Below are 12602 nucleotides of genomic sequence, written 5' to 3'. Positions count from 1 at the left end.
GCCGGTACGCTGGCAGCATTCACAAACGCACTGTTATCTGTGCGCCCGTGAGTTTGCGCTTTCGCCATCGTCCAGCAGTTCGAATCCAGCTGGGTATACAGATTCCAGGCGAGCGGCAATTCGCTGAGGAACTTGTCGCTGCACCGCCTGCACTGCCTGTTCAATCGCGACCTCAAATGCTCGCTGATTAGCTGCACCATGACTCTTAATCACCGTGCCGCGCAATCCTAACAGACAGGCGCCATTATACTGGTCGGGGTTGAGGTGACTAAATCGCCTTGTCAGGCTTTTTTGTAACCAACGTTTTAATAAAAGCAGCCACCACGACCGTTTCTTGCTCTCACCCTGAGATTTCAGCAGTGAAAGGAACATTCTGACAACCCCTTCCATCGTCTTTAATGTGACATTGCCGGTAAAGCCGTCACAGACCAGCACATCGGTTTTGCCAGTCAGTAACTCATTGGCTTCAAGATAGCCTATATAGTTAATGGAAGGGATTGTTTTTAGCACTGCAGAAGCATCCCGAATACTGTCGAGACCTTTAGTTTCTTCTTCGCCGATGTTGAGCAACGCAACGCGAGGATTAGCAATCCCAACGACTTCTTCTGCCAGGACGGAACCCATGACGGCAAATTGCACCAACATCGTGCTATCACAATCCACGTTAGCGCCTAAATCCAGCACCACCGTTTTGCCCTTTTGTTGATGCGGTAAAACCGTCACCAGCGCAGGACGCTCAATGCCCTCAAGAGGTTTGAGCAATAACTTCGCAAGTCCCATTAGCGCGCCCGTATTACCGGCGCTCACACAGGCTTGCGCTCGACCTTCTTTCACGAGCTCCAGGGCAACACGCATTGAGCTTCCACGACTGGCGCGAATAGCTTGCGAGGGCCGGGCATCACTGGCAATAACTGACTGAGCAGGGATAATCTGCAGACGTGAACGTTGTTCGAAGTCAGCTTTGGCAAGTAATGGCGTGATTGTATCGGGATCCCCGACTAAAAGAAGTGTGAGTTGCGAATTAGAATTCAGTGCCTGCAATGCTGCAGGCACTGTCACGGTAGGGCCAAAATCTCCCCCCATGACATCTAACGCCAGGGTTAGACGTGTCAAGGTATCGTCGCTGCCCGGTTAGGTGTTTCCCCAGTTACCCGGGGAAAGCCTCACTAAGCTTCATCACGCTTGCGCTCTCTGTCTTTCTCACCGAAGCGGGAAATCCATTGAGTCATGCGTGATTACTTAGCGATTACCTTACGGCCACGGTAGAAACCGTCGGCAGTGATGTGGTGACGCAGGTGTTGTTCACCAGAAGTTTTGTCTACAGACAGGCTGGTGACTGCGGTCAGAGCGTCATGAGAACGACGCATGCCACGTTTGGAACGGGTTGGTTTATTCTGTTGTACGGCCATGGACCTTACTCCTCAATTACTTACGCTTTAAGCTGGCTAATACGGCAAATGGGTTTGGTTTTTGCGCTTCATCAGGCAATTCACCAAAGACCATGTCCGCCTCGGACACTTCACAGTGTTCAGAATCATGCACCGGAACTACCGGCAAGGAGAGGATAATCTCATCTTCAACCATTGCAAGCAGATCGATTTCACCGAACTCGTTAACCTCAATCGGCTCATACGCTTCCGGGAGTGCTTCAGCCTGCTCGTCAGAACGGACAGGACTAAAACAATATGTTGTGTGAACATGAAGTGGGAACGGTTTCCCGCAACGCTGACATTCGAGCGTAACCGACACTTTTGCATCGCCGGTTATAACGGCAAGGCGCTGGTTATCGATAGCGAACGACATGGAGCATTCCACATCACTGTCCACACTGACTACAGAATCAGCGACGCGCTCAACCAGATCAGAAGTATAGATACCTTCATAATCGAGGCGTTTTTGAGCCGTACGAACCGGATCAAGAGTCAGGGGTAATTTTACCTTTTGCATAGGGCGCGCATATTAACTTTGTAACGTCATATAGTCAAAGAAAAAGGCAGCCTGAGGTTGCCTTTTGCCAATAATTCGCACACATTGCGGGTCATCGACTTAAAATCGCTCAAGACAAGCCAATACAGCCAGCTTGTAGGACGAAGTCCATAGTTTAAAATGGCTCTCATCAATACGCTATATGCGAGGGGAAAAATATGCCTCAACTTATACTTGCCTCGACCTCTCCCTGGCGTCGCGCTTTACTTGAAAAACTGGCAATTCCGTTCGAATGCGCGGCTCCCGAGGTGGATGAAACGCCGTTACCCGGCGAAGCACCACGCCATTTAGTCTCGCGACTGGCGCAACAAAAAGCGCAATCTCTCGCTCACCGTTATCCAGCGCATCTGATTATTGGCTCCGATCAAATTTGTGTTCTTGATGGTGAAATAACCGGCAAACCATTAACAGAAGAAAATGCGCGCCAACAATTACTCAAAGCCCGTGGCAATATTGTGACGTTTTACACCGGACTGGCGCTTTATAATTCAGCTACCGGACATTTACAAACTGAGGTCGAGCCGTTCGATGTTCATTTTCGGCATTTAAGCGAAGCGGAAATTGATGATTACTTGCGCAAAGAACGCCCGCTACATTGTGCCGGTAGTTTTAAAAGTGAGGGGTTAGGTATTGCTCTCTTTGAGCGTCTTGAGGGCCGCGACCCAAATACGCTGATCGGCCTGCCGCTGATCGCATTGTGTCAAATGCTGCGCCGGGAAGAGATGAACCCGCTGAACGCCTAGTTAATCTGCCTGATGGCGACGCGATGCGTCTTGTCAGGCCTACAGCACATAACGCGATTGTAGGCCTGATAAGCAACGCGCATCAGGCTTTGCTGCGTAACACCTCAAGGCAGCGCTTCAACTGCTTATCCAGCGGCGCTTCAACACGCATCACTTCGCCCGTCCCCGGATGGGTGAATTTTAACGCCGCGGCGTGAAGGAACAGCCTGTTCAGTCCGGTATCCGCGAGTTGTTTATCGAACTCACGGTCGCCATAGCGATCGTCAAAGGCTATCGGATGCCCGGCATATTGGGTATGCACACGGATCTGGTGCGTGCGCCCTGTGACCGGGCTACAGCGCACAAGCGTGGCAAACGCATAGCGCTCTTCCACCTTAAAGCGTGTTTCCGACGGTTTGCCTTCCTGATTCACCCGCACGATACGCTCGCCGCTTTGCAAAATGTTCTTCAACAGCGGCGCCTGCACGGTTTTGACATGCGACTGCCACTGGCCTCTCACCAGCGCCAGATAGTCTTTTTGCATCCCTTTTTCACGCAGCTGTTCATGTAACGAACGTAAGGCTGAGCGTTTTTTAGCAACCAGCAGCACACCGGAGGTATCCCGGTCCAGGCGATGCACCAGTTCGAGGAAACGCGCTTCCGGACGTAACGCGCGTAAGCCTTCAATAACACCAAAGCTTAATCCGCTTCCGCCATGTACGGCCGTTCCTGAAGGTTTGTTAAGCACCAGAATATGATCATCTTCATATAAAATGACATCAGTCAGCGCCGCAACCTTCTGCAGATTTGGGGAAATAGTCTCTTCTTCACGTTCGGCGACACGCACAGGTGGAATACGCACGATGTCCCCATCTTCGAGTTTGTACTCGGGTTTAATGCGCTTTTTATTCACCCGCACTTCGCCTTTACGCAAAATGCGATAAATCATACTTTTCGGCACACCCTTGAGTTGAGTACGCAAAAAGTTGTCAATGCGTTGCCCTGCTTCGTCGGCAGTAATGGCAACTGTTTTTACGGCTGGAGTCTCTGTTTTCATGGGGGCCGATTTTAAATAGCCATCAAGATTCGCGCCACACATTTTTCTATGCTTATATTAACTGCTATACCCTATTACTTAAGTTTGACATAGCCGATTTGGTGGTTATTAAACCAATCACTACGCGGAAGTGAAAAAACTGTGAGTAACCGGGTGATAAATGGCAAAAGTCATCTTGCTATAACAAGGTTAGCAGTGGAATAATGAGGTTGTTTCCGTGTTGAATCTTGTTAAAACAAGACCTTTTCCGGAATGACCCAATTTTGCCCGACCGATCATCAACGCAGCAATGGCGTAAGACGTATTGATCTTTCAGGCAGTTAGCGGGCTGCGGGTTGCAGTCCTTACCGGTAATAAGGAAGCTTTTCTGGAGAGTAACACCCAGACTGTTCCCCTGATAATTGCGCTGTGTTTCCGTATGAAATACAGGCAACCGACACTCTGCGCCTCTTTGAGCTGACGATAACCGTGAGGTTGGCGACGCGAATAGACACGAGGCCATCGGTTCACACCCGGAAAGGCATTACTCTGCCCGCAGCTTAGTCGTCAATGTAAGAATAATGAGTAAGTTACGATGAAAAGAATGTTAATTAACGCGACTCAGCAGGAAGAGTTGCGTGTAGCCCTTGTAGATGGGCAACGTCTGTACGATCTGGATATCGAAAGTCCTGGACACGAACAGAAAAAAGCCAACATCTATAAAGGTAAAATTACCCGTATTGAACCGAGTCTGGAAGCTGCTTTTGTTGATTACGGCGCTGAACGTCACGGTTTCCTTCCGTTAAAAGAAATTGCCCGCGAATACTTCCCCGCTAACTACAACTCCCATGGTCGTCCCAACATTAAAGATGTGTTGCGTGAAGGTCAGGAAGTCATCGTTCAGATCGATAAAGAAGAACGCGGCAATAAAGGCGCTGCGCTGACCACCTTTATCAGCCTGGCGGGTAGTTATCTGGTTCTGATGCCGAACAACCCGCGCGCGGGCGGCATCTCCCGTCGTATTGAAGGCGACGATCGTACCGAATTAAAAGAAGCGCTGGCAAGCCTGGAATTGCCTGATGGCATGGGGCTTATCGTGCGTACCGCAGGCGTCGGCAAATCCGCCGAAGCGCTGCAGTGGGACCTGAGCTTCCGCCTGAAACACTGGGAAGCCATTCAAAAAGCCGCTGACAGCCGCCCTGCTCCATTCCTGATCCACCAGGAAAGCAACGTCATCGTTCGCGCGTTCCGTGACTATTTACGTCAGGACATCGGCGAAATTCTCATCGATAACCCAAAAGTCATGGAGATGGCGCGTCAGCACATCGCCGCGCTGGGTCGTCCTGATTTCAGCAGCAAAATCAAACTGTACACCGGTGAAATCCCGCTGTTCAGCCACTACCAAATTGAATCTCAAATTGAGTCTGCGTTCCAGCGCGAAGTGCGTCTGCCGTCCGGCGGCTCCATCGTCATCGACAGCACTGAAGCCCTTACCGCTATCGATATCAACTCCGCACGCGCTACGCGCGGTGGCGACATCGAAGAAACCGCATTCAACACCAACCTGGAAGCAGCCGATGAAATTGCTCGTCAGCTGCGTCTGCGCGACCTCGGCGGCCTGATTGTTATCGACTTTATCGATATGACACCGGTTCGCCACCAGCGTGCGGTGGAAAACCGTCTGCGTGAGGCCGTGCGTCAGGACCGAGCGCGTATTCAGATCAGCCATATTTCTCGTTTCGGCCTGCTGGAAATGTCCCGTCAGCGTCTGAGCCCGTCACTGGGTGAGTCCAGCCATCATGTCTGCCCGCGCTGCTCCGGCACCGGCACCGTGCGTGATAACGAATCGCTGTCGCTGTCTATTCTGCGTCTGATCGAAGAAGAAGCACTGAAAGAGAATACCCAGGAAGTTCACGCTATCGTTCCTGTGCCGATTGCCTCTTATCTGCTCAACGAAAAGCGTACTGCGGTCAACGCTATAGAAACGCGTCAGAATGGCGTACGCTGTGTGATCGTGCCAAACGATCAGATGGAAACCCCGCACTATTCCGTGCTGCGCGTCCGCAAAGGCGAAGAAACGCCAACCCTGAGCTACTTGCTGCCGAAGTTGCACGAAGAAGCAATGGAACTGCCGTCAGAACAAGAGTATGTCGAGCGTAAGCAGCCAGAGCAACCAGCACTCGCGACCTTTGCTATGCCAGACGTGCCGCCAGCTCCAACCGTGCAAGAGCCCGTTGTTAAAGCCGCCGCGCCTAAAGCTGCTGCCGCCACCGCAGCAACAGCCTCTCAGCCAGGTCTGATTAGCCGTTTCTTCAGCGCACTGAAGTCTATCTTCGGCGGTAACGAAGAAGCGAAGCCGGTTGAACAACCTGCACCGAAAGCTGAAGAGAAGACGGAACGTCAGCAGGACCGCCGTAAACCGCGTCAAAATAATCGCCGCGATCGTAACGATCGTCGTGATAACCGCGATAGCCGTGGCGATCGTGATAACCGTAACGAACGTGCTGAAAACGGCGAAAACCGCGATGACAATCGTCGTAACCGTCGTCAGGCCCAGCAGCAAAATGCGGAAGCACGCGATAATCGCCAGCAGTCCAGTGATGTCGCAGACAAAGCGAAATCAGGTGATGAGCAGCAGACTCCACGTCGTGAGCGCAACCGCCGCCGCAACGATGACAAGCGTCAGGCGCAGCAGGAAGTTAAAGAGCTGAACCTGGCTGAACAGCCAGCGCAGGATACCGAGCAGGAAGAGCGCGTACGTCAGCCTCAGACTCGTCGTAAACAGCGTCAGTTGAACCAAAAAGTTCGTTACACGGACAGCGCGGCGGTTGAAGCCGAAGTGGCAACTGCCGCGGTGGCAGCTGAGGTCGTTGTCGCTCAACCCGTTGAGCAGTCCGTACAGGCTCCGCGTACCGAACTGGCGAAAGTTGATCTGCCAGCCGTTGTCGCACCTGAGCAGGAAGACAACAGCGAAGCGCGTGACTCCAACGGTATGCCGCGTCGTTCCCGCCGTTCCCCTCGCCATCTGCGCGTAAGTGGACAGCGTCGTCGTCGTTATCGTGACGAGCGTTATCCGGTTCAGTCTCCAATGCCGCTAACCGTCGCCTGTGCTTCTCCTGAATTAGCGTCCGGTAAAGTATGGATCAGCTACCCTATTGCTCGTCCGCAGGAGCAGCAGTTTGGAGACCAACGCGAGCAGGAAATTCGCCAGGAGCAAACTGCTTCTGTCGCGGTAGAGCCTCAGGTTGCCGCGGCTGCCGTTGAGCACATTGTGGACACTCCTGCGCCGGTTGAAGCCGTGCAGCCGGAGGAAGTTGTAGCGGAACCTCAGATTGCCGTTGTTGAAACCACGCATCCGGAAGTCATTGCGACCCCGGTAGAAGAACAACCGCAAATTATCGCTGAATCTGACGCGCCTGTAGCTGAAGAAATCGCCGCTGAAGCTGAACCTGTAGCTGAAGTCGCGGTTGAAGAGCCTGCGGAAATCGTCGTCTCCCAGCCGGAGGTGGTTGAAGAAGTTGCGGAAGTAGCGCCGACTGTGGAAGAAGTCGCTGCGCCGCAGGAAGTTGTTGCCGCGCCGGTTGCAGAAGCTGAGGTCGTTAAGGCTGAAGTTGTCGCAACAAGCGTTGACGCCGAGCACCTTCACAGCCATGCGACTGCGCCGATGACCCGCGCTCCGGCGCCGGAATATGTGCCAGAAGCGCCGCGTCATAGCGACTGGCAGCGCCCGGCGTTCACCTTTGAAGGTAAAGGCGCTGCGGGTGGACACAGCGCCACGCATCAGGCCACTGCGCCAGCAACACGCCCGCAGCCGGTTGAATAAGCCATAATCAACCTCAAAGCCGACCTTAGGGTCGGCTTTTTTATATCGGCTCTACGCGTTTCATCCCGGTTAATTGCGGCATAACATCCTTCATTAACGCTAAAAATTTGCGCAACCGTGTCGGATAGTAACGCGCCCAGGGATAAACCAGATGCACCGGCAACGAGGCTGCCCGCCACTCGGGTAGCAGCATAACTAAACGTCCGTTGGCGATATCTTCTTCAACCATCCAGCTTGAAACAATCGTCACCCCCAGCCCCGCCAGCGCGGCATTTCTTGCCACATAAATACTGTCAGTACTTAATCTGGGTGAAATAGTCAGCGTGACAGGTTCATTGCGCGCCTGGTGTAGCAACGAAACGCTATGCTGAAAAAACGTGTTTACTGCAATCCACGGCAGCACGGATAACTGCTCAGGGTGCGAAATTTCACCATATTGCTCCAGCAATACAGGACTCGCCACCATGCTACGGGGAACTTCAGCCAGTAAAACTGAAACCGTGGCCGGATCGACTTCCGCGCCAACCCGAATCGCGCAATCAATATTATCGCTGAGAAAATCAACGGTTTTGTCGTTAAGCATCCACTCCACCGATAACTGTGGATAGCGCGAAAGAAACTGCAAAAGCGGCTCAAGGAGCTGTTGCTGTCCAAACGCATGCGGCGCCCGTACGCGCAACGTCCCCACAGGTTCATCTTCCGTGACATTAAGTCCATCTTCCAGCGCCAGCCAGGCATCGATGATATTTTTGGCGTGCTGGTAACCACGCTCTCCATCGTCGGTTAATTTCATCGCATGCGTGGTACGCATGATCAGTTTCACACCCAGCAGGGTTTCCAGGGATTGTAACCGTCGGCTTACGGTCGCTTGCGTTGTTCCCATCTGTTTTGCCGCTGCCGAAAGCGATCCTGCTTCAACGATGCGCACAAACGTGCGCATTAGCTCCACCCTATCTATACGTTCAGTTTTTATCATATCATTTTCTTCATACGCCCGGCGTATAACTGTTTTACCACTGCGCTCGCTACCGCACCACCCGCAGAAGGATAAAAATAGCCGCACATCCTGTGATTGAGGAATCATTTGTGAACACACACACCGCACTTTCCCGTTGGGTCATTTTCGTTCTGGCATCAGGTGCCGGATTCAGTGTCGCTGCTATCTACTATGCCCAGCCCCTTCTGCCTTTAATGGGTCAGGATCTGAACTTAAGTATCACCGGCATGGGACTGGTTCCAACGCTGACCCAGGCGGGATACGCGCTTGGTATTTTGTTTTTATTGCCATTGGGCGATCGTTATGACCGCCGGACATTAATCCTGCTGAAAAGTATCTCTCTTGCCCTATTGCTTCTGGCATGCAGTTTTACCGGGCAGTTGCATTCACTGCTAATAGTGAGCCTGTTGATGGGCATGGCGGCAACGATGGCGCAGGATATCGTTCCCGCGGCGGCTATTCTGGCGCCGGAAGGTAAACAGGGAAAAACGGTGGGCACGGTGATGACTGGTCTGCTGTTGGGGATTTTACTCTCGCGTACCGTCAGCGGACTGGTGGGTGAAGCGTTTGGCTGGCGTGAGATGTACCAACTTGCCGCCGCCAGTATTGCCATGATTACCGTAATTATGTGGAAGGCGCTGCCTCGTTTTACGGCCCATTCCACACTGAGCTATCCGTCATTGATGCTCTCTATGGCGCAGCTCTGGCAACGGTATCCCGCATTGCGCCGCGCGGCGCTGGCACAGGGCTTTCTGTCCATAGCTTTTAGCGCTTTTTGGTCCACGCTGGCGGTGATGTTATCTGAACATTACCACATGGGTAGCGCTATGGCGGGCGCGTTTGGTATCGCGGGAGCCGCCGGTGCGCTTGCTGCACCGCTGGCAGGTCATCTTGCCGATAAAGTGGGCGCAGCAAAAGTGACGCAGTTAGGTGCTTTGCTGGTAACCGTCTCCTTCGCACTGATGTTCTTGTTACCTGCTCTACCAGTACAAGGACAATGGCTGCTGATTGCTCTTTCGGCGATCGGTTTTGATCTCGGATTGCAATCCAGCCTGGTTGCCCACCAGAACCTGGTTTATAGCCTGGAGCCTCAGGCCCGGGGTCGTCTGAATGCGCTGCTGTTTACTATGGTGTTCATTGGTATGGCGCTGGGGTCGGTTCTCGGGAGTCAGGTCTATGCGCTGGCAAACTGGGAAGGTGTGGTGACGCTGGCAACCATCAGTGGTGCGCTGGCGCTGGTGATAAGACTGACGGGAAATCTGGCGATTAGTAAAACAACGGTAGCCTAAAAAAATGCCCGCTCCGGGGTGTTAAGGGAGCGGGCAGACAAACATACCCAGTTTCAAGATATGTTCAAAAAGGGTTATTACCGATTAAGCTGGAATAACGACATTCCCTGCATGTCGGTAAATGTTTTATAAGAAGCCTGAAGTGCGGCCTGCTGCATGACGTAGGATGAAATCGCCGCATTCCAGTCGACATCCACCAGGTTACTCATCTGTTGGGTTTGCCCTAACGCACGATCGGCTCCCAATGAATCCAGCGAGCTTAATTCACTAAGCTGGGTACCTAATTCTGCGCGAACGGAAAGCACGTTATTCAGTGAGTTTTTCAGGCCACGATTGGTTTTATCGATAGCTGCTGCGGCTTTCTCCTTTGCCACATCATCACCCGCAATAGGAATTTTTAGCTCTGCAATCGCGCTATCCAGCATTTTGAACAGGTTCTTTTCCTGAGTGCTACCCGGTGGTTCCGGTACGGCGTTGCTGGTCAGGTTGGCGAAGATTTTATCGCCCGTGTGACCAATGACCATGGTACGGGAAGCATCAACCTGCTGGGTCACATTTGTGGTACCGCCACTGTAGGAACCATCAGCCTGCGCAAACGGCGCGGATTCTGTTTTGTAGCCGCCAAAAATATAGCGACCATTGCCATCGGTGCTGTTCGCCAGGTTCATCAGTTGATCGCGGATCCCCTGTAAATCAGTGGCCAACGATGCACGGTCATCATCACTTAATGTACCATTCCCGGCATAAACAATTTTCTCCTGCGCAGCCTGAATAGCCGTTGTTACCTGGCTCAGTACGTTCTCTTCCAGCGAGACTTTCTGCGTAGCGAATGTGCGCGCCAGCGTATACTGGCTGTTCTGCGCCTGAGCCTGAGAAAGCACGACGGCCTGCGAGGCGGCAATCGGATCGTCAGACGGGCTGATCACGCGTTTGCCGGTCGACATCTGCTCGCCGAACTTCATCCATTCAGCCTGAGAGTTAGTGATGCCACGCATATTCTGCTGGTACATCATCTGGGTGCTGATACGCATTGTGTCCCTCTCCCTTAGCGAATATTAATCAATGCATCAAACAACGCATTCGCAGTTTGCAATACCTGTGCGTTAGCCAGGTAATACTGCTGATAACGCTGCAAATTACCGTATTCTTCGTCGAGGTTTACCCCGGAAATCGACTGTTGCTGGTTATAAAGTTGCTTGACCACATTGTTTTGCGTGGTACTGCTGGTTTTCAGCGTCGCCGTTTTGTTGCCCACGTCGCTCACCAGGGTGGCGTAAGCGTCGTTAAAGGTTTTATTACCAACAGTTTCTTTGGTTTGCAGATCCAGCAGTTTCTGACCGTTACGGTTATCGCTTGCACCTGTATCTGCAGTAGGATCCGTATTTTTCTCTGACGCCATGGCGATTTTCGACTCGTCTGTCACCTTGACTTTCATTTCTATAATGGCGTCGCTCACCGGTTTCACGGTGAAACTGTCATTCGCTTTCGCACCAGCATTAACGGTGATCTCCATCCCGTCAAAAGACATTTTCCCACCGGTGACGGTGGCTTTAAAACTGGTGTTGTCGGCAAGTCGAGTCACCTGCCAGTCTTTGCCATCAAACACAATTTTATAATCTGTTGCCTGCACGGCAGAGCTGTCCGTCATTTTGACATCAAGCGAACCAGTCCCTTTATTCTTCGTGTTGCTGAGCACTACCGGGCTGCCGATATCGAAGAAATTCTCGCCCTTATCGCCGTTGGCATCAAAACCTGCTTTATGCTGGGTGTTAAACGCATCGGCAAATGCCAGCGCCAGTTGGCCCAGCGTGTTACGCGTTTGATCCAGCTCCTGCGAACGGAAGGTGAGCAGTCCACCCAATGAACCGGTATTCAGCAATTTCTCAGGGATCTCAACCGCTCCGGCAACACCATCTACATACGCAACGGTGGTACGCGAAGGATCGTCACTGGAGGGCACTGCCGCCAGTTGGCGCGCATTGCTGCCCTGTACCAGTGAATAACCATTCGCCATGGTTACGTTGTAAGTGCCGCCGTCCTGAACGCTGACTTCCACGCCGACAATCTGGTTCAGTTCACTGACCAGTTGGTCGCGCTGATCGAGCAAATCATTAGGGGATGCGCCAGCCCCGACACCAGTCATACGAGAAATCTGGTCGTTAAGGCTGGCGATTTGTTTCGCGTAGTTGTTGATCTGATCGACGCTGGCTTTGATAGCGGTATTAACCTGCTTATCCTGATCGCGTAGATACTGATCGGTCGTTTTAAACTGATTCACCAAACCATCAGCTTTACCAATCAGCGCCTGGCGTGCCGCCGGGTCTTCAGCATTACTGACCAGAGTTTGCAGACTGGTAAAAAAATCCTGCATTGAGGTTGAAATCGAACTGGTTTTGCTGGACAGCAGGTTGTCGATTTTCGACATTTGCTCATAACGCGTCGTCAGACCGCTGCTCTGGTTTTGCGCTGCCCGCAGCTGATTGGTGATAAACGAGTCATACTCGCGCTGTACGCCAGAAACATAGACGCCATTGCCTACCCAGCCCCCCGCACCCAGCGTGCTGTTCGCTTGCGCCATAATTGTCGTTTGCCGTGTATATCCGGCGACGTTATAGCTGGAGATGTTATTACTGGCAGTGTTCAACGCGGCCTGCGCTGCGCTGAGTCCACTCATCGCGTTATTAATCAAGCTGGACATGGAGGTTCCTTGTAATCCTTCAATACTCGTTATTATCGGCAGCAGATCGGT

At 52.4% G+C, this 12602-nt stretch carries 10 protein-coding genes; 3 read left to right on the top strand and 7 right to left on the bottom strand.

The window, feature by feature from the left end; genetic code table 11:
- Window positions 1–33: 33 nt before the first annotated feature.
- The 3 genes from plsX to yceD all read right to left on the bottom strand — a co-directional run bounded on the left by plsX (window position 34) and on the right by yceD (window position 1947).
- Window positions 34–1113 carry a phosphate acyltransferase PlsX gene (plsX, locus tag FDX14_RS23940; RefSeq protein ID WP_072014758.1) on the bottom strand — a complete coding sequence of 360 codons (1080 nt, stop codon included), beginning with the start codon at window positions 1111–1113 and terminating at the stop codon, window positions 34–36.
- Window positions 1114–1235: 122 nt separating this feature from the next.
- Entirely contained in the window at window positions 1236–1409 is a 174-nt protein-coding gene (gene rpmF / locus FDX14_RS23935; protein WP_003036242.1) for a 50S ribosomal protein L32, read from the bottom strand.
- Window positions 1410–1425: 16 nt separating this feature from the next.
- Window positions 1426–1947 (bottom strand): 23S rRNA accumulation protein YceD, encoded by a 522-nt coding sequence (yceD, locus tag FDX14_RS23930; protein WP_003036239.1) that lies wholly within the window; start codon window positions 1945–1947, stop codon window positions 1426–1428.
- 197 nt (window positions 1948–2144) lie between these two features.
- Here yceD and FDX14_RS23925 point away from each other — a divergent pair, with 197 nt between their 5' ends.
- A complete protein-coding gene (locus FDX14_RS23925) occupies window positions 2145–2729 on the top strand; it encodes a Maf family protein (RefSeq protein ID WP_042309189.1) in 585 nt (194 codons plus the stop codon).
- Between the two features lie 82 nt (window positions 2730–2811).
- Here FDX14_RS23925 and rluC read toward each other — a convergent pair whose 3' ends face one another.
- Window positions 2812–3765, bottom strand: a complete 954-nt coding sequence (rluC, locus tag FDX14_RS23920; RefSeq protein WP_170973616.1) for a 23S rRNA pseudouridine(955/2504/2580) synthase RluC — start codon at window positions 3763–3765, stop codon at window positions 2812–2814.
- 574 nt (window positions 3766–4339) lie between these two features.
- Here rluC and rne point away from each other — a divergent pair.
- Window positions 4340–7567, top strand: a complete 3228-nt coding sequence (gene rne, locus FDX14_RS23915; RefSeq protein ID WP_137350379.1) for a ribonuclease E — start codon at window positions 4340–4342, stop codon at window positions 7565–7567.
- A 40-nt stretch (window positions 7568–7607) separates the two neighbouring features.
- Here the strand turns inward: rne and FDX14_RS23910 are convergent, their stop codons facing one another.
- Window positions 7608–8543 (bottom strand): LysR family transcriptional regulator, encoded by a 936-nt coding sequence (locus FDX14_RS23910; protein ID WP_038639724.1) that lies wholly within the window; start codon window positions 8541–8543, stop codon window positions 7608–7610.
- Between the two features lie 110 nt (window positions 8544–8653).
- On the opposite strand from FDX14_RS23910, the gene FDX14_RS23905 reads away from it, so the two are divergent.
- Entirely contained in the window at window positions 8654–9853 is a 1200-nt protein-coding gene (locus tag FDX14_RS23905; protein WP_137350378.1) for an MFS transporter, read from the top strand.
- Window positions 9854–9930: 77 nt separating this feature from the next.
- Here the strand turns inward: FDX14_RS23905 and flgL are convergent, their stop codons facing one another.
- Both flgL and flgK read right to left on the bottom strand, forming a co-directional pair.
- Entirely contained in the window at window positions 9931–10884 is a 954-nt protein-coding gene (gene flgL, locus FDX14_RS23900; protein ID WP_061381769.1) for a flagellar hook-associated protein FlgL, read from the bottom strand.
- 14 nt (window positions 10885–10898) lie between these two features.
- Entirely contained in the window at window positions 10899–12551 is a 1653-nt protein-coding gene (gene flgK, locus FDX14_RS23895; RefSeq protein ID WP_042309197.1) for a flagellar hook-associated protein FlgK, read from the bottom strand.
- Window positions 12552–12602 lie beyond the last annotated feature (51 nt).

Source organism: Citrobacter sp. wls710 (genome assembly GCF_005281115.1).
GTDB classification, from domain to species: Bacteria; Pseudomonadota; Gammaproteobacteria; order Enterobacterales; family Enterobacteriaceae; genus Citrobacter; species Citrobacter werkmanii.
This window is presented reverse-complemented; position numbering and strand designations above follow the sequence as displayed.